This is a genomic window from Pseudogemmobacter hezensis (assembly GCF_013155295.1).
In the GTDB taxonomy this organism is placed as follows: Bacteria; Pseudomonadota; Alphaproteobacteria; order Rhodobacterales; family Rhodobacteraceae; genus Pseudogemmobacter; species Pseudogemmobacter hezensis.
The window spans coordinates 300,366-322,162 of sequence record NZ_JABJXT010000002.1; the positions used below are offsets into that span (position 1 = coordinate 300,366).

23 protein-coding genes are annotated in these 21,797 nt (G+C 62.7%); 5 read left to right on the forward strand and 18 right to left on the reverse strand.

Features of this window, described 5'->3' with window-relative positions; genetic code table 11:
* Positions 1-25 precede the first annotated feature (25 nt).
* From lysA to argH, 4 genes are all read right to left on the reverse strand, one after another.
* Positions 26-1,300: a diaminopimelate decarboxylase gene (gene lysA, locus HOY34_RS03425; RefSeq protein ID WP_172359918.1), complete on the reverse strand. Its 1,275-nt coding sequence runs from the start codon at positions 1,298-1,300 to the stop codon at positions 26-28.
* Positions 1,301-1,383: 83 nt separating this feature from the next.
* Positions 1,384-1,629 carry a hypothetical protein gene (locus HOY34_RS03430; RefSeq protein WP_172359919.1) on the reverse strand — a complete coding sequence of 82 codons (246 nt, stop codon included), beginning with the start codon at positions 1,627-1,629 and terminating at the stop codon, positions 1,384-1,386.
* On the reverse strand, positions 1,629-1,760 hold the full coding sequence (locus tag HOY34_RS03435) for an argininosuccinate lyase (RefSeq protein ID WP_172359920.1): 132 nt from the start codon (positions 1,758-1,760) through the stop codon (positions 1,629-1,631). The genes HOY34_RS03430 and HOY34_RS03435 overlap by 1 nt, the downstream gene beginning before the upstream one ends.
* Positions 1,761-1,817: 57 nt before the next feature.
* Positions 1,818-3,221 (reverse strand): argininosuccinate lyase, encoded by a 1,404-nt coding sequence (gene argH / locus HOY34_RS03440; protein WP_172359921.1) that lies wholly within the window; start codon positions 3,219-3,221, stop codon positions 1,818-1,820.
* Positions 3,222-3,257: 36 nt separating this feature from the next.
* Between argH and HOY34_RS03445 the strand changes: the two genes are divergently transcribed.
* A complete protein-coding gene (locus HOY34_RS03445) occupies positions 3,258-3,800 on the forward strand; it encodes a TlpA family protein disulfide reductase (RefSeq protein WP_172359922.1) in 543 nt (180 codons plus the stop codon).
* A gap of 56 nt (positions 3,801-3,856) precedes the next feature.
* On the opposite strand, the gene HOY34_RS03450 is transcribed toward HOY34_RS03445, so the two are convergent.
* Together HOY34_RS03450 and HOY34_RS03455 are read right to left on the reverse strand one after the other, a co-directional pair.
* Positions 3,857-4,645, reverse strand: coding sequence for an exodeoxyribonuclease III (locus HOY34_RS03450; RefSeq protein ID WP_172359923.1), 789 nt, complete (start codon positions 4,643-4,645; stop codon positions 3,857-3,859).
* 334 nt (positions 4,646-4,979) lie between these two features.
* Positions 4,980-5,666: a response regulator transcription factor gene (locus tag HOY34_RS03455; RefSeq protein WP_172359924.1), complete on the reverse strand. Its 687-nt coding sequence runs from the start codon at positions 5,664-5,666 to the stop codon at positions 4,980-4,982.
* Positions 5,667-5,821: 155 nt separating this feature from the next.
* Between HOY34_RS03455 and ribA the strand changes: the two genes are divergently transcribed.
* Complete coding sequence (ribA, locus tag HOY34_RS03460) at positions 5,822-6,949, forward strand: GTP cyclohydrolase II (RefSeq protein WP_172359925.1); 1,128 nt, start codon at positions 5,822-5,824, stop codon at positions 6,947-6,949.
* On the forward strand, positions 6,946-7,461 hold the full coding sequence (locus HOY34_RS03465; RefSeq protein ID WP_366926903.1) for a L,D-transpeptidase family protein: 516 nt from the start codon (positions 6,946-6,948) through the stop codon (positions 7,459-7,461). The genes ribA and HOY34_RS03465 overlap by 4 nt, the downstream gene beginning before the upstream one ends.
* A 12-nt stretch (positions 7,462-7,473) precedes the next feature.
* Here HOY34_RS03465 and HOY34_RS03470 read toward each other — a convergent pair whose 3' ends face one another.
* Positions 7,474-8,136: a YggS family pyridoxal phosphate-dependent enzyme gene (locus HOY34_RS03470; protein WP_172359926.1), complete on the reverse strand. Its 663-nt coding sequence runs from the start codon at positions 8,134-8,136 to the stop codon at positions 7,474-7,476.
* A 159-nt stretch (positions 8,137-8,295) separates the two neighbouring features.
* Positions 8,296-9,282, reverse strand: coding sequence for a porin (locus HOY34_RS03475; RefSeq protein WP_172359927.1), 987 nt, complete (start codon positions 9,280-9,282; stop codon positions 8,296-8,298).
* A 308-nt stretch (positions 9,283-9,590) separates the two neighbouring features.
* Between HOY34_RS03475 and HOY34_RS03480 the strand changes: the two genes are divergently transcribed.
* Positions 9,591-10,097, forward strand: a complete 507-nt coding sequence (locus tag HOY34_RS03480) for a DUF3576 domain-containing protein (RefSeq protein WP_172359928.1) — start codon at positions 9,591-9,593, stop codon at positions 10,095-10,097.
* A 126-nt stretch (positions 10,098-10,223) separates the two neighbouring features.
* Here HOY34_RS03480 and holA read toward each other — a convergent pair whose 3' ends face one another.
* The 9 genes from holA to hslV form a co-directional block, all read right to left on the reverse strand.
* Positions 10,224-11,240, reverse strand: a complete 1,017-nt coding sequence (gene holA, locus HOY34_RS03485; protein ID WP_172359929.1) for a DNA polymerase III subunit delta — start codon at positions 11,238-11,240, stop codon at positions 10,224-10,226.
* Entirely contained in the window at positions 11,240-11,755 is a 516-nt protein-coding gene (gene lptE, locus HOY34_RS03490; RefSeq protein ID WP_366926904.1) for an LPS assembly lipoprotein LptE, read from the reverse strand. The genes holA and lptE overlap by 1 nt, the downstream gene beginning before the upstream one ends.
* Before the next feature lie 21 nt (positions 11,756-11,776).
* Positions 11,777-14,335 carry a leucine--tRNA ligase gene (gene leuS, locus HOY34_RS03495; RefSeq protein WP_172359930.1) on the reverse strand — a complete coding sequence of 853 codons (2,559 nt, stop codon included), beginning with the start codon at positions 14,333-14,335 and terminating at the stop codon, positions 11,777-11,779.
* A 60-nt stretch (positions 14,336-14,395) separates the two neighbouring features.
* Positions 14,396-14,809, reverse strand: coding sequence for a GNAT family N-acetyltransferase (locus tag HOY34_RS03500; RefSeq protein WP_172360026.1), 414 nt, complete (start codon positions 14,807-14,809; stop codon positions 14,396-14,398).
* A complete protein-coding gene (dapE, locus tag HOY34_RS03505) occupies positions 14,809-15,963 on the reverse strand; it encodes a succinyl-diaminopimelate desuccinylase (protein ID WP_253944155.1) in 1,155 nt (384 codons plus the stop codon). Before dapE ends, HOY34_RS03500 begins: the two co-directional genes overlap by 1 nt.
* Positions 15,964-16,027: 64 nt before the next feature.
* Positions 16,028-17,167, reverse strand: a complete 1,140-nt coding sequence (locus HOY34_RS03510; protein WP_172359932.1) for an alpha/beta hydrolase — start codon at positions 17,165-17,167, stop codon at positions 16,028-16,030.
* 145 nt (positions 17,168-17,312) lie between these two features.
* The gene (gene hslU / locus HOY34_RS03515) at positions 17,313-18,614 is read right to left on the reverse strand and encodes an ATP-dependent protease ATPase subunit HslU (RefSeq protein ID WP_172359933.1); all 1,302 of its coding nucleotides are present in this window, start codon (positions 18,612-18,614) and stop codon (positions 17,313-17,315) included.
* A gap of 4 nt (positions 18,615-18,618) precedes the next feature.
* Positions 18,619-19,740, reverse strand: coding sequence for a hypothetical protein (locus HOY34_RS03520; RefSeq protein ID WP_253944156.1), 1,122 nt, complete (start codon positions 19,738-19,740; stop codon positions 18,619-18,621).
* Complete coding sequence (hslV, locus tag HOY34_RS03525; protein WP_172359934.1) at positions 19,737-20,294, reverse strand: ATP-dependent protease subunit HslV; 558 nt, start codon at positions 20,292-20,294, stop codon at positions 19,737-19,739. Before hslV ends, HOY34_RS03520 begins: the two co-directional genes overlap by 4 nt.
* Positions 20,295-20,645: 351 nt before the next feature.
* Between hslV and HOY34_RS03530 the strand changes: the two genes are divergently transcribed.
* Positions 20,646-21,344 carry a spermine/spermidine synthase domain-containing protein gene (locus HOY34_RS03530; RefSeq protein WP_172359935.1) on the forward strand — a complete coding sequence of 233 codons (699 nt, stop codon included), beginning with the start codon at positions 20,646-20,648 and terminating at the stop codon, positions 21,342-21,344.
* 81 nt (positions 21,345-21,425) lie between these two features.
* On the opposite strand, the gene trxA is transcribed toward HOY34_RS03530, so the two are convergent.
* The gene (trxA, locus tag HOY34_RS03535; RefSeq protein WP_172359936.1) at positions 21,426-21,752 is read right to left on the reverse strand and encodes a thioredoxin; all 327 of its coding nucleotides are present in this window, start codon (positions 21,750-21,752) and stop codon (positions 21,426-21,428) included.
* Between the last annotated feature and the right edge of the window lie 45 nt (positions 21,753-21,797).

The window sequence follows — 21,797 nt, forward strand, 5'->3', positions numbered from 1 at the left end:
CCTTCCCCGGCGTGCTTCCGGGGGGTTACTGATCCTTCATCCACGCAGGCACCTTATCGCGTGCGAGGATTTCGTCAAAGGTAGGGCGTTCCCGAATGACCGAGAATTGATGCTCATGCACCAGCACTTCGGGGATCAGGGGGCGGGTATTGTATTCGCTGGCCATCACCGCGCCATAAGCCCCGGCCGAACGGAAGGCGACCAGATCGCCCGCCGCCAGCAGGGGCAGATCGCGGCCCTTGGCAAAGGTGTCCCCGGTCTCACAAACCGGGCCAACCACGTCATAGGGCTGGGTCGGGTCGCCAGGGGCGCCTTCGATCACCGGGATGATGTCATGCCAGGCGTCATACATCGAGGGGCGCACAAGGTCATTCATCGCCGCATCCAGGATCAGGAAATCGCGGCCCTCGCCGTTTTTCACATAGATCACGCCAGAGACCAGAATGCCGGAATTACCGGAAATCAGGCGACCCGGCTCGATCTCGATCTCGCAGCCCAGATGGCCCAGTTTGCGCTGCACCATCTGGCCGTATTCCACCGGCAAGGGCGGCGCCTCATTCGAGCGCGTATAGGGAATGCCAAGCCCACCGCCCAGATCAAGGCGGGTGATCTCATGCCCGTCGGCACGCAGCACCTCGGTCAGCTCGGCCACCTTGTCAAAGGCGGCCTCAAAGGGGGCAAGCTCGGTCAGCTGACTGCCGATATGCACGTCGATGCCCACGACTTTCAGACCGGGCAGACGGGCGGCCTCGGCATAGACCTCACGCGCGCGGGCGATGGGGATGCCGAATTTGTTCTCAGATTTCCCGGTGGCGATTTTCGCATGGGTTTTGGCGTCAACATCGGGGTTCACCCGCACGGTGATCGGGGCAACCTTGCCAAGCGCGGTTGCGACCTCAGAGATCGCCCGCATCTCGGGTTCCGATTCAACGTTGAACTGGCGGATGCCGCCTTCCAGGGCTGTGCGGATCTCATCGCGGGTTTTACCGACGCCGGAAAAGACGATCCGCTCGCCCGGGACGCCTGCGGCTTTGGCGCGCAGATACTCGCCAACCGAGACCACATCCATCCCCGCGCCCAGGTCGCCCAGCACCTTCAGCACCGCGACATTGGACAGCGATTTGATCGCAAAGCAAACCAGATGCGGCAGGGGCGAAAACGCCTCTGAGAACAGGCGGAAATGCCGGGTCAGCGTGGCGGTCGAATAGACGTAAAAGGGCGTGCCGACCTGGGCCGCGATCTCGGGGATCGCCACGTCTTCGGCGTGAAGAATGCCACCTTTGTAAAGGAAATGATCCATGGCCCGCGCCCTTTCGCCCCGATTTCACCCCTTGCTATAGCAAAGCTGCGCCCGGCTGCAATTGCGCCCGGGCGGCAAGGGGATCAGAAGCCGGTGCTAAGACGGATCGGGCCGACCCGCGTGCCCAGAAAACCACCATTGGGCGAGGCCCCAACGGTAACCCCCGCGATATTCCCGGCAACCGAAGGCGTGACATGGCCGCCCTTGCTGACATGCAGCCCCAGCGTCGGATCATAAACGACCTGGTTTTGCGGCTGGCGCGGCGCACAGGCGGCACAAAGACCGCAGATCAGCATTGTGAAGGTCCAGCGGGCGGGGCGCATCATCATCAGAAACTGTGACTGGTGCCAATGCGAAGGCTGCCCGAGAAAGAGGTGGTTTCCTCGGGATGCTTCGGCTCGCCGCCGACACCGCAGGCGGCCAGCAAAGCGGTCAGGGTGAGGGCGGCGATAATGCGCATGGAGGCTCCTGATACGGGGCGCGGTTATGGGGCGCGGCCTTGATGGGGCAGCCTGGCTCAGGCCAGCGCAGCTTTCCAGCGGGCGATCTGCTCACGCACCCGGACAGGCGCGGTTCCGCCGTAGGAAAGGCGTGAATTGACCGAGTTTTCCACGCCAAGCACGGTGAAAACCTCATCCGTGATGCCAGGATGCACCGATTGCATCTGCGCGAGTGTCAGATCCGGCAGGTCGATCCCGGCCTTCTCGGCCATGCCGACCAGGGTGCCGGTCACGTGATGCGCCTCGCGGAAGGGCAGATTCAGGCGGCGCACCAGCCAGTCGGCCAGATCGGTCGCGGTGGAAAAGCCGCTGGCCGCCGCCGCGGTCAGGCTGTCGCGGTTCGCCGCCATGTCAGAGACCATGCCCGTCATCGCGGCCAGCCCCAGCATCAGATTGTCGGCAGCGTCAAAAACCTGCTCTTTGTCTTCCTGCATGTCCTTGGAATAGGTCAGGGCAAGGCCTTTCATGATGGTGAACAGCGCCACCGTCGCCCCCAGAATCCGGCCCAGTTTCGCGCGCAAAAGCTCTGCCGCGTCGGGGTTTTTCTTTTGCGGCATGATCGAGGATCCGGTGGTCCAGCGATCTGAAAGCCGCACAAAGCGGAACTGCGCCGAGGACCAGATCACCAGCTCTTCGGCAAAGCGCGACAGATGCATGGCGGTGATCGAAGAGGCCGACAGAAACTCCAGCGCGAAATCACGGTCAGAAACCGAATCGAGGCTGTTCGCGGTGGGGCGGTCAAAGCCAAGCGCCTCGGCCGTTGCATGGCGATCAATCGGGAAGCTGGTCCCCGCCAGCGCTGCCGCGCCCAGCGGGCATTCATTCATGCGCTTGCGCGCATCCTCAAACCGCGAGCGGTCGCGGGCGAACATCTCGACATAGGCCATCATGTGATGGCCCCAGGTCACCGGCTGCGCGGTCTGCAGATGGGTGAAGCCGGGCATCACCCAGTCAGCCCCCTGTTCCGCCTGGGCGACAAAGGCCCGCATCAAAGCGGTCAGGCCAGAGATTGCCGCATCACACTGGTCGCGCACCCAAAGACGGAAATCGACCGCCACCTGATCATTGCGCGAACGCCCGGTGTGCAGACGCTTGCCGGCCTCGCCGACGATCTCGGTCAGGCGCGATTCGACATTGAGGTGGATATCCTCCAGCTCGACCCGGAAGGGGAAATTCCCGGCCTCGATTTCTGACAAGACGGTGAGCAGGCCTTCCCGGATCACCTTTGCATCGTTATCGGTAAGGATGCCCTGCGCCGCCAGCATCGCGGCATGGGCACGCGAGCCAGCAATGTCCTGGGCGTAAAGCCGTTTGTCGAAACCGATCGAGGCGTTGATCGCCTGCATGATCGCATCCGGCCCTTCGGCGAAACGCCCGCCCCACATCTGGTTTGCGGCTTTGGACTGGTCAGATGCGCTCATTTGGCTCGGGCCCCGGGTCAGAGAAGGAAGATCGAAATGCGGATGTTTGTGGCTGCTCTTTATACCGCGCTGGCGCTTGGTGCAAATGCGGCCATGGCCGAAGATGTGGCCAGCCTGCGCACGGGCGATATGAAAAAGCTCGCATTGCATGAGGCGCCGGTCGGGATCGCCCCGGTCGAACTGCTGACCATGGAGGACGCCCCCGCATCGCTGACGGATTATCGCGGCAAATGGGTGGTCCTGAATTTCTGGGCCACCTGGTGCGCGCCGTGCCGGGCCGAGATGCCGTCACTTGCGCGGCTGCAGGCGGATATGCCCGGGCTGGTGGTGCTGCCGGTTGCGACAGGCCGCAATGAGCCCGCCGCGATCCGCCGCTTTTATGATGAGGCCGGCCTGAGCAATCTGCCGACCTTGCGCGACCCCAAATCAGCGCTGTCGCGGCAAATGGGGGTGATGGGCCTGCCGGTCACCGTGATCCTGAACCCCGAGGGGGAAGAGGTTGCCCGGTTGATCGGTGATGCCGAATGGGACAGCGACAGCGCGAAAGCGGTGCTTTCGGCGCTGACGGCCAACCACTAGCGCAATCCGTTTTGTTGCAACAAAACGGGCCGATTTCCTCCAGGAAATCGATTGCGCTACAGATCGAATGTCGCAAATACAGGAACGTGATCAGAGGGTTGCGTCCATCCGCGCGCGTCACGCAAAATCCGCGAGCCTTGGGCCGCGCCTGAGATGTCAGGCGTCGCCCAGATATGGTCAAGCCTCCGACCCTTATCGGCACCATCCCAGTCTGCGGCGCGATAGCTCCACCAGGAATAGAGTTTGCCCTCGGGAATATCCTGGCGCGTCACATCGACCCATTTTCCGGCGTCCTGCGCTGCCGCCAGATGCTCGACCTCAATCGGCGTATGGCTGACGATTTTCAGCAGCTTTTTGTGATCCCAGACATCATCTTCGCGCGGGGCGATATTCAGATCCCCGACCAGGATCGCACGCTCTGGGCGATCCGCATGGAACACATCGCGCATCTCGGTCAGGAAATCCAGCTTCTGACCGAATTTCACATTCTGCTCACGGTCGGGGATGTCACCTCCTGCCGGAACATAGAAATTGTGGATCGTCACACCGTTTTCCAGTCTGGCCGCCACGTGCCGCGCATGGCCCAGCGTCGCATAGTCGCGGTCGCCAGCATCCTCCAGCGGCAGTTTCGACAGGATCGCCACACCGTTATAGCCCTTCTGGCCACGCGCCACGAGATGCCGATAGCCAAGCGCATCAAAGACCTCTCTCGGGAACTTGTCGATCGGGGTTTTGATTTCCTGCAGGCACAGGACATCCGGCGCGTCATCAGACAGCAGCTTTGCCACCAGCCCCTCGCGCAGACGCACAGAGTTGATGTTCCAGGTGGCAAGGGTAAAGCTCATAACTCTCTCCTGTCGGCTGACTTGCGGCGCGACACTATGCGCAGCCAGGCACAAAAGATAGCCCAGAGCCGGACAAAGGCAGTTCCCGCAAATCCTGATCCGAAAGACAGATCCGTGCGATAAAAAAAGGCCGGGCAAAAGCCCGGCCAGTCCAACAGGGAGGATGCCGTGCCATAACCCCGACACGGCAAGGGGAACTCATGCGCCTGAAACTGCGACAACTGCGCCAGGCCCTGATCGCCAGTATTCATCGCAAAACATTAATCCACGATGAATCAAGCGACATTATGACAGGAAATTGCGTCATTTGCAGGTCTGGTTTGCTGACCACAGTTCAGGAGGCCAGCCGATAGCCGCCGCTTTCGGTGATCAAAAGCCGCGCATTTGAGGGATCTGGCTCAATTTTCTGGCGCAGGCGATAGATATGGGTTTCCAGCGTATGGGTGGTAACCCCCGCATTATATCCCCAGACCTCATGCAAAAGCACATCCCGCGCCACAACCCCGGATTGCGCCCGATAGAGGAACTTCAGGATATTGGTTTCTTTCTCGGTCAGGCGAATCTTTTTATCCTTTTCATCGACCAGCAATTTCTGGGCCGGACGGAACGAATAAGGGCCAAGCTGGAATACCGCGTCCTCTGATTGCTCATGCGTGCGCAATTGCGCCCGGATGCGGGCCAAAAGAACCGGGAATTTAAACGGCTTTGTCACATAATCATTGGCACCGGAATCAAGGCCAAGGATGGTGTCTGCATCGGTATCATGCCCGGTCAGCATCATGATCGGGCATTTCACGCCCGCTTTGCGCATCCGGCGGCACAGCTCACGGCCATCGGTATCGGGCAGGCCGACATCCAGGATCACCAGGTCATAGATTGCCGCTTTGGCCTTCTCCATCCCCTCGGCGCCATTGCGGGCCTCAAAGACGTCGAAATCCTCGGTCATCACCAATTGCTCTGACAATGCCTCACGCAGATCATCATCGTCGTCCACCAAAAGAATTTTGCGAAGCTGGGCCATGATACGGTCCTTCCATTGCTCTTGCGTCAAGAGATGCGGCGCCATCACATCTGCCGCAAGATTTGCGACACATCCCTCACGGCCTCGTGTCGCAGGCGCGGGAAATGTTTCAATCCTGCAATCCTTTCGCTATCTCATAAGGCAGGAGATCTGCCATGACCGCATCAGACAAGACGCCATCCCCGCGCCCTGGCGCCGCCCTAGGCCCCGATATCACCGAGCGCCTTTCGCGCGCACGCGGCGATTTGCGGATGGGGGTGCCGGTGCTGCTGGCAGGCGAGGGCGAGGCCGCGCTTGCCATCGCCATTGAGGCGCTGGAGCCCGCCCGCCTCAATGCCCTGCGCGGCTTGGGCACGCCCGAACTTGCCCTGACCGCCTGGCGGGCTGAGACGCTGAAGGCCTTCGCCTGTGACGGTGATATAGCCCGCATCGCCGTGCCCGACAGCGCCGATACCGCCTGGCTGAAGGCGATTGCCGACCCGCAGGATGATCTGCGGGTGCCGATGAAGGGGCCGGTGCGCGGGCTTTACGGTGGCTCTGGCACGCTGCATCGGGCAGCCGTCCTGCTGGCGAAATCGGCGCATCTGCTGCCCGCCGCGCTGCTGGTGCGGGTTGAAAACCCGCTGCTGCTGGCCGCCGATCACGGGCTGACCTTCCTGCGCGTCGATGAGGCAATCCCGGCGCTTTCGCGGCTGGCGCCCTTTGACGATGTGGTCTCGGCGCGGCTGCCGATGGCGCTGGCCGGGGCCGGCCGGCTGCATGTTTTCCGCCCCGATGATGGCAGCGATGAGCATTACGCGATTGAGGTCGGCCAGCCCGCCCGAGAGCGCCCCGTGCTGGCGCGGCTGCATTCGGCCTGCTTTACCGGCGATGTTCTGGGCTCGCTGAAATGCGATTGCGGGCCGCAGCTGCATGCCGCGCTGTCGCATATGGGCGAAGAGGGGGCGGGCGTGCTTCTCTACCTGAACCAGGAAGGGCGCGGCATTGGCCTGGCCAACAAAATGCGGGCCTATTCGCTGCAGGATCAGGGGTTTGACACCGTCGACGCCAATCACCGCCTGGGGTTTGAGGATGATGAGCGTGACTTCCGCATCGGCGCCGAGCTGCTGCGCGGCCTCGGTTTCCGCGAGGTGCGGCTTTTGACCAACAACCCGCGCAAGGTGGCGATGCTGAACAGCTGCGGTCTGAAAGTGGTCGAGCGGGTGCCGCTGAAAGTCGGCAAGACCCGCGAGAACGCCGCCTATCTGGCCACCAAGGCCGCGAAATCGGGGCATCTGCTGTGATCCACCCCGGCCAAAGCGCGAATGACCTTGTCCTGACCCGCCAGGGCCTCCTGTTCCGGGGCCGCCGCTTTGCCTGCACCATCGGCCGCAGCGGCATCACCCGCACCAAACGCGAGGGCGATGGCGCAACGCCCGCCGGGCTGCACCATATCGTCGGCGGCTTTTACCGCCCCGACCGCCTCTCCCGCGCCCGCGTTCCCGCCTGGGCCGAGCCGCTGATCCCCGGCGATCTGTGGTCTGATGACAGCCGCGACGCCGCCTATAACAGCCATGTCCGCGCCCCCTATGCTTTTTCGCATGAGGTGCTGCGCCGCAGCGATCCGCAATATGATCTGGTGCTGGTCACCGACTGGAACTGGCCCGATGCGAAACCGGGCCTGGGCTCGGCGATATTTCTGCACAGCTGGCGGCGGGCGCATTGGCCGACGGCGGGCTGCATCGCCTTTGATCAGGCCGATCTTTTGTGGATCGCCAACCGCATCCTGCCGGGAACGCGGCTGATCGTGCCCTGACCGCCTGCGGCCTCAGGTCCTGGCCACCACATTGCGCGCCCCGAAAATGGCCGAGCCGACCCGGATATGCGTCGCCCCATGCGCGACGGCCAGCTCAAAATCAGAGCTCATGCCCATCGAAAGCCCCTCAACCCCGTTCCGCGCCGCAATCTGGGCCAGCATTTTGAAATGCGGCACCGGATCCTGCTCGTCGGGGGGAATGCACATCAGCCCCACCACTGGCAGGAACATCGCGCGGCAGGCAGCGATGAAATCATCGGCCTGTTGCGGCAGGATCCCGGCCTTTTGCGGCTCTTCGCCGGTGTTGATCTGGATGAAAATATCGGGGCTGGCGCCGCGGGCATTGGCCAGATTTGCCAGCCGCTCGGCCAGTGAGGGGCGGTCGACCGAGTGGATCGCGTCGAAGAGATCAACCGCCACCTTGGTCTTGTTGCTTTGCAAAGGGCCGATCATATGCAGCTTTACGCCCGCGTATTTCGCCCGCCAGGTCGGCCATTTGAAGGCGGCCTCCTGGACGTAATTCTCGCCGAAAACGCGCTGCCCCTGGTCCAGAACGGCCTCTACCCGGGGCGAGGGCTGGATCTTTGACACCGCGATCAGGGTGACCGAGCCCTCGGCCCGGCCTGCGGCTTTCTCGGCGGCGCGCAGCCTTGCGGTGATCTCTGCCAATGCCATAGCGATGCCTCCTGCAGGTCGGGGTTATCCCTGGCGGGACCAGCCCACGAATACACCGAGCGGCCGGCAGGGGCCAGCAGGCATCAGCCGCAGCCGGATGGCCAGAATAGAAAAGAGCGGGCAATGCCCGCTCTTTCCGTAGACTATGATCTGTTAAGATCAGAAGTCGAAGCGAACGCCGAGGTCTGCGGTGGTGCCGTAGTTGCCTTGGTCGATGCCGAAGCCACGCTGGACCGAACCCGAGATACGAGCGCCTTCGCCGAGCGAGTAGTCAGCGCCGATACCGTAAGCGGTTTTGTAGTCGACGGTGTCATGATCCCAGTCCGACACGTAGGCTTTGAGCGTGGTCGCGCCGAAGGTGTAGTTACCATAGAGGGTAACCTGGGTGCCATTGTCGAGACCAGCAGAGGTTTTGCCGTTGTCGTAGTAGTTCAGGCCAACAACGCCATCGCCGAAGTTGTATGCAGCGCCGATGAAGCCAAGGTCATTGTCCTTGATGCCCGAACCGTCCTGGGTGATGCCAGCAGCGATCGAGATCTGACCGTTGGTCCAGTCACCAGCGAAGCCGACTTCTTCTTCCCTCGTGCTGTAGGCACCTTTGGTGCCTTGCGACGGGTCGATGTACGAGAAGTACAGGTTGATGTCCGAGACGCTGTAGGTCGCAGCAACGCCGGTGTAGTCATCTTGTTGACGGCTGTGAGCGCCTTGCGAGCGGTACGCCCAGAACGAACCTTGCTGGTCGCCGAACGAGGTGTCGTCGAAGCCCATTTCCGAATCGTAGGTCAGGCCAACCGAGTCAAGCGCGGTGTCAACGTTACCAACCTGAACGTTGAAGCCTTCGTAGCCGACCGAGAACATTGCTTTGTTGCCAGCGGTGCCGGCTTCGCCGTCATTCTGGAAACGCAGACGTGCGCCAAAGGTCACGCCGACATCGGTTTCGGTCGAAGCGTTGATGGTGATGCGCAGACGGCTTGCGATCTGGGTGTTTTCAACTGCGTCAGCAGCTGCACCGGTCAGGCCTTCGGTGATGCCACGATCTTCAAAGTACTGCAGACCGAAACGGCCGTAGCCCGAGATGGTCACGTCAGCAGCTGCGGCCGAAGCGCCGGCAACCAGTGCGGTGGTAGCGATAAGAAGCTTTTTCATCGTTTTCCCTCGATTGACTTCCAAGGATGTTGCCCAACTCAGGGGAATCCGAACTGGGTATGTCAGTGTATTTCTGCCTCTCAGGTTGTGATTGCAATCATCATGGCGGGAAGTGCGGGTTAACGGTTGCGCATTGGTGCAGCAAAGTCACAGTCCCCCCCGCCCCGAAATTGAAACGGGCGGTTCAGGAACGCGCGCCCGCGCGATATGGCGCGGGGCCGCCACTCAGCGCCCGGTATCAGCCAAAAAGCCTTGTTCCACCCCGGTCGCTAAGCTAGACAACCGTTTATGTTGAACGGGAGTTTCCGATGACTCTGGCTAAATCCGTGCGTCTTGCTCTTTGCAGCGGCCTGATTGTTACCCTGGCCGCATGTGGCGGCAGCAAGGACGCTGCAGATGAAACTGGCCGCCGTCAGGCGAAGCCAGAGCAGCGCATCACCAATGCCGAAGATCGTCGCGCCGCGGCGAATGGCTCGATCTTCAATCTGTTCGGCAACAGCATCGACCCCAGCACCACGGTCGAGGTGAACAAGTATATATGGCAGGCCTCGCTTGAGGTGCTGAACTTCCTGCCGATTGAAACTGTCGATCCCTTCACCGGGGTGATTGTTACCGGATATGGCCATCCGCCGGGCGGCGGCCGCGCCTATCGCGCCACGATCTATGTGCAGGATCCCGCGCTTGAGGCCCGCAGCCTGAAAATCGCCATGCAGGGCCAGGGGGGCAGCGCGGTCGCGCCTGAAACCATCCGCGCGGTCGAGGATGCGATTCTCACCCGCGCAAGGCAGCTGCGGATCCGCGACAGCAAGCTCTGAACCAGTCAGGCCTTCTGCCGAAATTCAGATTGTAAGATCAAAGGGCGGCGCAGCTGCCCTTTTTCTTTGTGCTTTTGCATGGCCTTCCTGCATCCTGGGCGCAGCGCCCGGTCCGGGATACCCGTATCAGCGGCTGGCGCGGGCGGCGATTCGCAGGAAAACCCGCTCGACCAGCGCCAGCCCCGGCACTTTCAGCGTCGAGCGCAGGGTCATATCGGCCTCGACAAGGTCTGCGATCACCGGCTCCAGCGTGTGCATGCCCCAGCGACGCAGCTGCGCCTGCATCCGGTCACGGCGCGGGCCAAAGACGCGGGCCTTTTGCAGCCCCGCCCCCGCGCCACCAGAATCGCTGGCCGCAATATATAGAGTGCGGAAATAGCGCAAAGCCTGGATACAGAGGGTAACAGGCGCTACCCCCTGGCCGCCCAGACGCAGCATCAGAATGCCCACCTGGCGGCTTTGCCCCTCGGCCACGGCATTCAGCAGCTCGTCGACCTCGGCATCGACGGTTGCAGGGGCCAGCGCCGCCACCTCGGCTGCGGTCAGGGGCGCGGGATCGTGCCACTTGTAAAGCGCGATTTTCTCAAGCGTCTGGCGGAAGTCGCCCGGATCAAGAGCCCGCGACAGCGCGGTCAGATCGTTCATCACCTCGGGCGGGATCTGCGAAAGGCCTGCGCGGGCCAGCTCTGCCTCGATCTCTTCGCGGGTGGGCGGGTCGTCATAAAGGCCGATGGAAACCGTATTGGGCAGCTTTTCAAACAAAGATTTCAGCGCCGATTTGCTTTTCAGCTCGCCCGCGGTGGCGACGATCACCGCATCGCCCGGTTTCCAGTCTTTCAGCGCAGCGGCGAAAGTGTCAGCCAGGCCGTCGGTTGCCTCATCCACGAAAGCGACGCGCTGGCCCGGAAAGAACCCGCTGGCCCGAACCGCGTCCTGCAATGCCGCCGCATCCTTGCGCAGCTCCGCCCCGGTCATGCGGGCCAGCCGCATCTCGGCCTCGCCCTCGGGGCCGATCAGCGACAGAATCGCCGCCTGACGTTTCAGCGCAACCCGCATCGCATCGGCACCGAAGATCAACAACCCCGCCCGCGAGGGGTCGGGCTTTGCCAGATAGCGATTGGCCTCGGCGCCGCGCAGCAGCATCAGTCTGCCGGGGTGGCGGGCTGCCCGGTCCGCCGCTGGATCGCCGCCATTTCGGCCACCAGCCGCACCACGGTCTGATCGGCCAGGATCCGCATCAGGCGCACCTGCGCATCCTCTTCGGCGGCCAGCATCGCCACGGTAGAGCCCGTCGCATTGAAGGCGGTGAAACTTTGCACCCGGCCGTTGGCCAGCACCGTGCCGCTAAGCGTATCCGAGATGCGGAAGGTCACCACGCCGTCGATATTATAGCGCGTGGTGCGGTTGTCAGAGGTGATGCCGACGCCCGTGGTATCCGTGGTGATCGCATAATCAAGGTCATAGAGGTGCCGCTCGGGGCGGCCCAGACGTTCCTCGATTCGCTGCACGAAGGCGAAGGCCTCTTTGGTATCCGGGTCGGCTGCCCGCACCTGGCTCAAAAGTGCCTCGGCCGGGCCGCCCTTTTGGTAAGCGGGGGTAAAGCCGCAGGCGGCCAGTGCCAGCGGCATCAGCAGGAAAGAACGGCGATCGGTTCCCACGTGTTCAGCCCCCTGCCCCGGTTACGCGACGATATTGATGATACGGCCCGGCACCACGATGATCTTTTTCACCGCATTGCCGCCCAGGAATTTCACCACATCATCATGGGCCAGCGCCAGCTTTTCAATCTCGGACGAGGCCAGATCTTTCGGCACGCTGATTTCCGCCCGCCGCTTGCCGTTGATCTGGATCGGCAGCGAGATCACGTCATCGACCAGCAGCGCCGGGTCGGCTTTGGGCCAGGATGCCTGGGCGCAAAGGCCTTCGCCGCCCTGGGCTGCCCAGATTTCCTCGGCCAGATGCGGGGTCATCGGCTGCATCAGCTGCGCCAGCACCCGCATCGCATCACGCGCCACCCCCGCCGAGGCATCGGCCTTTGCGATGGCATTGGTCAGCCCGTAAAGCACCGCAATCGCCTTGTTGAAGGCAAAGCCCTCAATGGCTTTGGTCACATCCACGGTGGCGCGGGCCACCGCTTTTTGCAGCTCCAGATCGGTGGTCCCGGCGTGATCTGCAGGCATCGAGGCGATACGCGCCGACAGCGTCCAGACCCGGGTCAGGTGCTTGTTGGTGGCATCGGCGCCAGAGGCCGTCCATTCGATATCCCGCTCGGGCGGGCTGTCTGACATGACAAACCAACGCGCCGTATCCGCGCCGTAAGAGGCGATGATATTCATCGGGTCGACAACGTTTTTCTTCGATTTCGACATCTTGGCCGAGGGGATCACCTCAACTGCGGTGCCATCTGCCAGGGTCACGCCGCTGTCCTGGCGGATCACATCCTCGGGCAGGTGATAGACCGGGCGGCCTTTGTCGTCGGTGGTCTTGTAAATCTCATGCGTGACCATGCCTTGCGTGAACAGCGCGTCAAAAGGTTCGCGCGACTTGGCGGGCAGGTGGCCGGTCACATTCATCGCGCGGGCAAAGTAGCGCGAGTACAAGAGGTGCAGGATCGCGTGCTCGATGCCGCCGATATACTGGTCGACATTCATCCAGTATTCCGCATCCGCCGCCACGGTGGGCGTGGTGGCACGCGGGCTGGTGAAGCGGGTGAAATACCAGGACGAATCGACGAAAGTATCCATCGTATCGGTTTCGCGCTTCGCCGCCTGACCGCATTTCGGGCAGGGCACGTCGCGCCAGGTCGGGTGACGATCCAGCGGATTGCCCGGCTTGTCGAAGCTGACATCATAGGGCAGCTCGACCGGCAGGTTCTCTTTCTTCTCGGGCACCACGCCGCAGGTCGGGCAATGGACGACCGGGATCGGGCAGCCCCAATAGCGCTGACGCGACAGGCCCCAGTCGCGCAGGCGGAACTTGGTCACACCCTCGCCAAAGCCCTTTTCCTCGGCCAGCGCAATCGCATCAAGGATCCCCTGTTCGCCCGTCTTGACGTCTTCGCCCGCGACATTGCGGATATAGGTGACGCGCTCGGATTTCATCGGAACGTATGGCTCGGTCAGCGGCGCCTCCGCGGTGCCTTCGGCGACGAAAACCGGGATGATCGGCAGGCTGTATTTGGTGGCAAACTCGAAATCGCGCTGGTCATGGCCTGGGCAGCCGAAGATCGCGCCGGTGCCGTAATCCATCAGGATGAAATTCGCGATCCAGACCGGCAGCTCGATGGACGGGTCCAGCGGGTGGCGCACGCGCACGCCGGTATCAAAGCCGATCTTCTCGGCGGTTTCGATCTCTTCGGCAGTGGTGCCACCTTTGCGGCATTCAGCGGCGAAGGCTGCGATAGCCTCGTTCTTCTCGGCCAGGGCTTTCGCCAGCGGGTGATCCACCGAGATCCCGGCAAAGCTTGCGCCGCCCAGCGTATCGGGGCGGGTCGTATAGACCTCAATCTTCTCAAAGCCCTCGGGCGCATTCACGGTTTCAAACGCGAATTGCAGGCCCTGCGATTTGCCGATCCAGTTCGCCTGCATCAGGCGAACCTTCTCGGGCCATTTCTCCAGCCCGTCGAGCGAGGTCAGCAGATCATCCGCCATGGCCGAAATCTTAAAGAACCACTGCGTCAGTTCCTTACGCTCGACCAGCGCACCCGAGCGCCAGCCGCGCCCGTTCTCGACCTGCTCATTCGCCAGAACGGTCATATCGACCGGATCCCAGTTCACCACGGCGGCCTTGCGGTAGACCAGCCCCGCCTCAAGCATATCGAGGAACATCGCCTGTTGCTGGCCGTAGTATTCGGGGTCGCAGGTGGCGAACTCGCGGCTCCAGTCGATGGAAAGGCCCAGCGGCTTCATCTGGTCCTTCATCACGGCGATATTGCCGTAGGTCCAGTCTTTCGGGTGGCCGCCCCGTTCCATCGCGGCGTTTTCAGCGGGCATGCCGAAAGCGTCCCAGCCCATCGGGTGCAGCACGGAAAACCCGCAGGAGGATTTATACCGCGCGACCACATCGCCCATGGTGTAGTTGCGCACATGGCCCATATGGATGCGCCCCGAGGGATAGGGGAACATCTCAAGCACGTAATATTTCGGCTTTGCAGGGTCGGCTTTGGCGGTGAAAACCCCGGCCTCATCCCAGGCGGTTTGCCATTTCTGTTCGATCTGAGCCGGTTCGTAGCGCGACATTGCGAAAGCCTCTGTATCTGACGCTTCGGGATTACCCCTCCCTGCGGCAGAGGTAAAGGATCACAGCATCAGCAGCATATCCCGATGTGCGATTCCCGCATCCTGGTATTCGGGGCCATAGGCCTGAAAACCAAGTGCCTGATAGAAACCAAGCGCGTGGATCTGGGCGCCAAGCTTCGCACGCATCACCCCGGGGCGCGCGCGCAAAACCGCAATCGCCTCGCGCATCAGGGCCTGGCCGATGCCCTGGCCCCGCGCCTCGGCCAGCACGCAGACGCGGCCGATCTTGCCCGTATCGCCCTCGATCAGGATCCGCGCCGTGCCCAGCGGCTGCGGGCCGACTGCCAGCAGATGCAGCGCCACATCGTCCAGCCCGTCGATCTCTTCGGCTTCGGAAACGGCCTGCTCCTCAATGAACACACGGCGGCGCAGCGCATGGCAGCTGGCCAGATCCTCGGTCAGCGCAACCCGGATCACGCGAAATAGTCCCGCAGGATCCGGGCATAGATCGCCTTCAGCTGGTGGATCTGCGCGATCTCGACCCGCTCATCGACCTGGTGCATGGTTTTGCCGACAAGGCCGAACTCGACCACCGGGCAGTGATCCTTCACGAACCGCGCATCCGAAGTGCCGCCCGAGGTGGAATATTCCGGGCTGACCCCGGTCTCGGCCAGCACCGATTTGCGGATCAGCGCCGAGAATTCACCCGGCGGCGTCAGGAAACTTTCGCCCGAGCTTTTGATGCGGGCAGTGATCTTCACCCCGGTCTCGGCCTCGACCGCCTTCGCCTGATCGGTCAGCCAGGTGGCAAGGCTGTCGCCGGTGTGCAGGTCGTTATAGCGGATATTGACGGTGGCCTGGCCCCGGGCCGGGATCACATTGGTCGCGGGGTTGCCGCAATCAATCGTGGTAATCGCCAGCGTCGAGGCGTCAAAATGGTCCGATCCCTGATCCAGCGGCTCGGCTTCCAGCCGCGCCATCAGTTTGACCAGCGCCGACATCGGGTTTTTGGCGCGATGCGGATAGGCGGAGTGGCCCTGAACGCCCTCAGCCGTGAACCAGGCGGTCAGGCTGCCGCGACGGCCGATCTTCATCATCTGGCCCATGGTGTCAGGGCAGGTCGGCTCACCCACCAGGCAATGGGTCATGCGCTCACCATTCGCCGCCATCCAGTCCAGCAGCGCGACGGTGCCGTCTTCGGCCACGTCCTCTTCATCGCCGGTGATCGCCAGCACGATGGCCCCATCGGGCGGCGTGTCGCGGACCAGATCAATCGCGGCGGCAACAAAGGCCGCAACGCCCGATTTCATATCGGTCGCGCCGCGCCCATACATCCAGCCGTCAACCACCTCGGCCCCGAAAGGGTCATGCGTCCAGGCGGCCAGATCGCCGACCGGCACCACATCGGTATGGCCGTTGAACCCGAAAGAGCGGTTCGCGCCGCGCGTGCCCCAGCGGGCAAAGAGATTGGCGATACCGCCGCGATCAACGCGGGTGCAGGTGAACCCCGCCTCGGTCAACCGCGCCTCCAGCAGGGTCAGCGCGCCGCCCTCAGCCGGGGTGACCGAGTTGCAGCGAATCAGCTCTGCGGTCAGGGCGACCGGATCAACCGGGGTGAAATCGGACATGGGGCTGCTCCTGCAATGTTCAGAAACAGCCTTAATCGTCCCGGCGGATGCGGGCAAGCAAAGCTCAGTCCACCTTGCCCGCATTGCGCGTTGCAACCGCCTCGACAGGCGAAAGCACAATCGCCGTCGCATTCCTGACCGTCAGCACAACGCCCGGCAACAGCCCCACCCGCGTCCGCGCCTCAGCCCGGAAGGCAGCGTCGACATTGGCAATCCCGCCCAGCAGCTGCAAAAGCGCAGGTGAGGTGCCCAGATTGTTGTGCCCCGCCCCCTGGTTATAGGCGGCGGTGTCGTAATAGGTCACCTGCAGATCGGCGATCGGCGTCAGATCGCTGAGATTTCCCAGCCGGTCAGGCGCGCCCGCCAGTTTCGACGACAGATTCAGGATGGAATCGCGCGTGCTGCCGAAGATCAGGAAAGGCTGCGGCAGCTTCCCCATCGCATGGGCCTGGGCGCGGAACAGATCCACGTCGAGATCGGGCGAGATCAGGATGACACCCGCCATCCGGTCCATCACCTTGCGATCCCCCCGGATCGAGGCCTGGCGCAAAGTCTCCATCGTCAGGGCTGCGCCCATCGAATGTGCAACAATGATAATACGCTCGGCTCCGGCATCGGCGACCTCGCGCAGCAGCTCTTCCAGGCCATCGCGCCCGAACAGCGCCGAATCACGGTCATAGACATAGCCAAGCGCCGAGCCGCGTGAGGGCCAGGCATAATGCACCGCCACGCCGGGCACTTTCAGATCGTAATGCATCTGGGCCACGCGATAGATGCTTTCGGCCATGGTGTTGTTGAAACCATGCACATAGACCACGACATCGCGGCTGCCTTTGCGGCCCAGATTTTTGCCCAGGTCCTTGCGGAAATCTTTGTCAGAGGCGAATTGCTGATCTGCCAGCGTCAGAAAATCCCGTGCAGGATCAGCACGTTTTACCGATTTCGGCCAGGTGACCTCGCCGATTTTATGCTCCTTCGGCAGCAAGATATCATAGCGCATGAAGGTGGCATGTTCCGAGCGCTGAAAGCCGAATTCGCCATCCACCTCACGCCGCGATGTGCCGACATAGATCGGCACCCTGATCGTGACATCTTCGGCGATGGCGATCTTTTCAGGTGTCAGCTCTTCGAGCATGACAAAATTCCCGCGCGGCGAGCACGAGGCGAATACAACCAGCACCATAAGGGCGATAAAAACTCTCATGGCATTTTCCTGACCGCGACTGCGCAAACGGTCAAGCCCCTATGCAATCACCAGATATTTCATCCCTGTCAGAAACGGTTGTCCCCGCCTGGCCCGCCCCCTCTGCCCGGTTATGGGCAGGGGGCAGTCCGGGGGCGCAATCCGCTCAGAGCACGTAGCGCGAGATATCGGCAGAGCGCGCCAGCTGGCCCACGTTTTTCTCGACGAATGCCTCATCGACCACCACGGCCTCGCCCGCGCGATCGGGGGCGGCGAATGACAGCTCTTCGAACACCCGCTCCATCACGGTATAAAGGCGGCGGGCCCCGATATTCTCGACCGAGCGGTTGACCCCGGCCGCCAGCCGGGCAATCGCCGCGATCCCGTCTTCGGTAAAGCTGACCGTCACCTCTTCGGTCGCCATCAGCCCGGTATATTGCCGGGTCAGCGCATTGTCGGTCTCGGTCAGGATGCGAACGAAATCGCCCTCGCTCAGCGCCTCCAGCTCGACGCGGATCGGCAGACGGCCCTGCAGTTCGGGCAGCAGATCCGAGGGTTTCGCCACATGGAACGCGCCTGAGGCGATGAAAAGGATATGGTCGGTTTTGACCGGGCCATATTTGGTGGAAACCGTTGTGCCCTCGATCAGCGGCAAGAGATCGCGCTGCACGCCCTCGCGTGAGACATCGGCGCCCCGGGCCTCGGATTTGGCGCAGATCTTGTCGATCTCATCGAGGAAAACGATGCCGCTGGACTGCACCACCTCAAGCGCGCGCAGCTTGACGGCCTCGTCATCCAAGAGCTTATCCGCCTCCTGGCCCAGAAGCAGGTCATAGCTGTCGGCCACGGTGACACGCTTTTTTGTGCTGCGCTGAAAGGCCTTGCCGAACATCTCCTGCAGGCCCTGCAGCTGCATCTCCATCCCCTGGCCACCGCCGGCCATCATCGGGAAAGCGGGGGCGGCATCCTGGACCTCGATCTCGATCATCGTATCGTCCAGCTCGCCCGCGCGCAGTTTCTTGCGAAACATCTCACGGGTCTGCTCGCGGCTGTCGGCGCCGGCAATGGCGTCGATCACCCGCTCTTCGGCGGCGCGGCGGGCCTTCTCGCGCACCTCGTCACGCATCTGGGCGCGGGTATCGACCACCGCCACATCCATCAGATCGCGGATGATGCTTTCGACATCGCGGCCAACGTAACCCACCTCGGTGAATTTGGTGGCCTCGACCTTCAGGAAGGGCGCTTTCGCCAGTTTCGCCAGGCGGCGCGAGATCTCGGTCTTGCCCACCCCGGTCGGCCCGATCATCAGGATATTCTTGGGGTAAACCTCGTCGATCAGATCGGCGGGCAGGCGATTTCTGCGCCAGCGGTTGCGCAGCGCCACCGCCACGGCCCGTTTGGCATCAGCCTGGCCGATGATGAAGCGATCCAGTTCCGAGACAATCTCGCGCGGGGTCAGGTCAGTCATGCGTTCAGGCCTTGTTGTAAGGGGGAAGCCGGTCCTTGCCGGGGAAATCGGGCAGGCGGCGCATCAGCCAGCCGCGCAACTGCACCCACCAGGTGCCGATCGCGGTGATCAATGCGCCAAGGATCAGCAGCGCAACCGGCCAGGAGGTGAAATCGTCGCTGCCCGTCAGCGTGATGATCACAATCGCCATATAGGCCGTGGCGGCCGAGACGAAAGAGCGACGGTCGATCACCAGCGCAAGGATCGTGATCACCATCAGCGCCAGCACCAGCATCGCCATACCGCCCGCGCTGTGCAGCGAAACCGCCACCGTATTGACCAGCGCGAATGCCGCCAGCAGATGCAGCCAGAAGGCCGTCGCCGCATGGCGGCACAGGCGATGCGGGTCGCGCATGTCAAACCACATGCCCGCAAGGAAAGCCGTCACGCCAAAGCCCAGCGTCGCCAGGGCAAAGACCGGGTTGCGGCTCAGATCGAAGAAACTGTTCATCAGATCGTCGTCGGCGCTGCGCATCAGCTGGAACACCGCCTCGGGGGTGGCGGTCAGCGTGTAAAGCGTGACCAGCGCAAAGCCGCCCAGCACAAACATCGAGAAAGGCAGCCGGAACTGGCGATACCACAGCGCCATGGCCAGCGTCGCCACCAGGGGCGGCGCAGCATAGATCAGACGCGAGGGCTCTTGCGGTTCTGCCATCAAAAGCGTCGCCACCCCCAGGCAGATCGCGCCGCCAAAGACCAGCGTCAGCACCATCGAGGGCAGGTTCATCCGCCGCTTCAGCGTGAAATACAGCGCCAGCACCCAGGCCAGCACCGCCGCCACCGCCAGAATGACCACCCCCGCTGTATCATTGCCCCAGGCAAAGGCGAAGACACCGACCAGCATCAGAAGGCCCGTCATCAGGATCACCAGGCCGATGCTGACGAAAACCTCAGCGAAACCGCTGAAAAACTCAAACGGCTCATCTTCGGCGCTCATCGCCTGGCGTTTCGCCGCCTGCGCATGGAACAGCGCGATCAGCGAGGCCGCCTGGGCCTCATTCAGGATCCCCGCCTGAACCCCGGCGCGGATGCCCCCATCAACATCGACGACACCGCCGGGGGATTCAGGATCTGCGGCTGTGCTCATTTGCGGATCGCCTCGACGGTCAGGTTGCCATTGGTATAGACGCAGATCGAGGCGGCAATCGCCATCGCCTTGCGGGCGACATCTTCGGCGGGCAGATCGGTTTCCAGCAGGCCACGCGCTGCAGCCAGGGCGAAATTCCCGCCTGATCCGATTGCGGCCACGTCATGTTCAGGCTCCAGCACATCGCCCGCGCCGGTCAGCACATAAAGCTGATCGCCATCGGTGACGATCAGCATCGCCTCAAGATTGCGCAGATATTTGTCCATCCGCCAGTCTTTCGCCAGATCGACACAGGCCCGCGCCAGCTGACCGGGCTGGGCCTCAAGCTTTTTCTCCAGCCGTTCAAGCAGAGTGAAGGCATCGGCGGTGGATCCCGCAAAGCCCACCACCACATCATGGCCGCCCGGGGAAAGCCTGCGCACCTTGCGCGCCGAGCCCTTGATCACCGTCTGCCCCAGGCTGACCTGGCCATCCCCCGCCACCACAACCTCACCGCCGCGCCGGACCGCGAGGATCGTGGTTCCGTGCCAGCCGGGGAATTTGTCTTCTGCCATGGATGGACCTTCCTGGATATTGCGCTGTTTTATATGGACCCGGCCCCTTGCGAGCACAAGTCAGGCATGGTCTGCGGGGCTGGACTTTGCCCGCCCGCCCCGGCATGGTCTGCGGCGTTTGCTTTCCCGGAACCAAAACAGGGCGCATCAGAGGATGTCCAGCCGGAACACCCCCAATCTGACGGCGCTGTTTCCGGTGCTGATCGGAACCCGCGCCCGCAATGGCCGGGGGTTGCCGCGTCTGATGGCCTTCCTGGCCTGAGCGCCCGGCAACCCTTTCCCCTGACAAGCTGAGTTTCTGACCGTTCAACACGGGCTGCGCCCTCGCATGCCCCCTGTTTTGGGATTGCCATGACAACCTGGACCGACCTGGCCCGCGCCACCAATGCGGCGGGCGACGAAATCCTTTTGCGCCAGCGCGATACGCTTTTCGAGATCCGCTATAACGGCATCGAGCTGATGTCGAACCTGAACCACCAGTCCGAGGCCGTTCTGGCCGAGCGCCCCCTGCGCCTTTTGGGCCGCAGACCGCGAGAGGTGCTGATTGCGGGCCTTGGCATGGGCTTTACGCTGCGCGCCGCGCTGGATCTTCTGGCCCCGAACGCCCGCGTCACCCTGTGCGAGCTGGTGCCAGAGATCGTCGCCTGGAACCATGGTCGCCTGTCGCATCTGGCGGGCCACCCGCTGACCGATCCCCGCGTCAGCGTCGAGATTGCGGATGTGACCGCAGTTCTGGCCCGAAATCCGGGGCGCTTTGACGCGATCCTGATGGATACCGACAATGGCCCCGACATCCTGGTGCGCGAGACGAATAGCGCAATCTATGGCGATACCGGTCTCAGCCGCAGCCGCGATGCGCTGGCCTTGGGCGGTATAGCCGCCTTCTGGTCGGCCAGTGTCGCCCCCGATTTCGAGGCGCGGCTGACGCGGCAGGGCTGGCCCTGGCGGCGAGACGACATAGCCCTGGTGCCAGGCCGGGTCGATGCGATGCATCACATCTATTTCGCCAGCGATGATGCTGCGGCGCTTGGCCTGAAAAAGGCCGCCTGACGCAGGCCAGACAGGAAAATGAAAACGGCCCCCATAGCGGGGGCCGTTTTTGATCCAGGATCTGCGATCAAGCCTGCAGGCTCAGATCGCCGCTTTGATCCAGTTTTCCAGGGCCGCTTTGGGGGCGGCGCCGACCTTATTCGAGACGACCTCGCCGCCTTTGAACAGGAACAGCGCCGGGATGCCGCGCACGCCCAGGGCGGCCGGGGCCTCGGGGTTCTCGTCGACATTGACCTTTACGATCTTGACCTTACCCTCATATTCGGCGGCCAGCTCTTCCAGAGCCGGGCCGATCATCCGGCACGGGCCGCACCATTCGGCCCAGAAATCCACGACAACCGGCAGATCCGACTGGCGGACCTCGGCGTCGAAAGTGGCATCGGTAACAGCGACAGTTGCAGCGCCCATGGCGTCTCTCCTGCGAATTGAGTTGAACAATAGCTAGGTTTGCCC

Bases quoted from the DNA above. Each gene is read 5' to 3' on its own strand.
- lysA (WP_172359918.1), bottom strand. From the start codon at position 1,300: ATGGATCATTTCCTTTACAAAGGTGGCATTCTTCACGCCGAAGACGTG.
- HOY34_RS03430 (WP_172359919.1), bottom strand. From the start codon at position 1,629: ATGATGATGCGCCCCGCCCGCTGGACCTTCACAATGCTGATCTGCGGT.
- HOY34_RS03435 (WP_172359920.1), bottom strand. From the start codon at position 1,760: ATGCGCATTATCGCCGCCCTCACCCTGACCGCTTTGCTGGCCGCCTGC.
- argH (WP_172359921.1), bottom strand. From the start codon at position 3,221: ATGAGCGCATCTGACCAGTCCAAAGCCGCAAACCAGATGTGGGGCGGG.
- HOY34_RS03445 (WP_172359922.1), top strand. From the start codon at position 3,258: ATGCGGATGTTTGTGGCTGCTCTTTATACCGCGCTGGCGCTTGGTGCA.
- HOY34_RS03450 (WP_172359923.1), bottom strand. From the start codon at position 4,645: ATGAGCTTTACCCTTGCCACCTGGAACATCAACTCTGTGCGTCTGCGC.
- HOY34_RS03455 (WP_172359924.1), bottom strand. From the start codon at position 5,666: ATGGCCCAGCTTCGCAAAATTCTTTTGGTGGACGACGATGATGATCTG.
- ribA (WP_172359925.1), top strand. From the start codon at position 5,822: ATGACCGCATCAGACAAGACGCCATCCCCGCGCCCTGGCGCCGCCCTA.
- HOY34_RS03470 (WP_172359926.1), bottom strand. From the start codon at position 8,136: ATGGCATTGGCAGAGATCACCGCAAGGCTGCGCGCCGCCGAGAAAGCC.
- HOY34_RS03475 (WP_172359927.1), bottom strand. From the start codon at position 9,282: ATGAAAAAGCTTCTTATCGCTACCACCGCACTGGTTGCCGGCGCTTCG.
- HOY34_RS03480 (WP_172359928.1), top strand. From the start codon at position 9,591: ATGACTCTGGCTAAATCCGTGCGTCTTGCTCTTTGCAGCGGCCTGATT.
- holA (WP_172359929.1), bottom strand. From the start codon at position 11,240: ATGCTGCTGCGCGGCGCCGAGGCCAATCGCTATCTGGCAAAGCCCGAC.
- leuS (WP_172359930.1), bottom strand. From the start codon at position 14,335: ATGTCGCGCTACGAACCGGCTCAGATCGAACAGAAATGGCAAACCGCC.
- dapE (WP_253944155.1), bottom strand. From the start codon at position 15,963: ATGTCCGATTTCACCCCGGTTGATCCGGTCGCCCTGACCGCAGAGCTG.
- HOY34_RS03510 (WP_172359932.1), bottom strand. From the start codon at position 17,167: ATGAGAGTTTTTATCGCCCTTATGGTGCTGGTTGTATTCGCCTCGTGC.
- hslU (WP_172359933.1), bottom strand. From the start codon at position 18,614: ATGACTGACCTGACCCCGCGCGAGATTGTCTCGGAACTGGATCGCTTC.
- HOY34_RS03520 (WP_253944156.1), bottom strand. From the start codon at position 19,740: ATGAGCACAGCCGCAGATCCTGAATCCCCCGGCGGTGTCGTCGATGTT.
- hslV (WP_172359934.1), bottom strand. From the start codon at position 20,294: ATGGCAGAAGACAAATTCCCCGGCTGGCACGGAACCACGATCCTCGCG.
- HOY34_RS03530 (WP_172359935.1), top strand. From the start codon at position 20,646: ATGACAACCTGGACCGACCTGGCCCGCGCCACCAATGCGGCGGGCGAC.
- trxA (WP_172359936.1), bottom strand. From the start codon at position 21,752: ATGGGCGCTGCAACTGTCGCTGTTACCGATGCCACTTTCGACGCCGAG.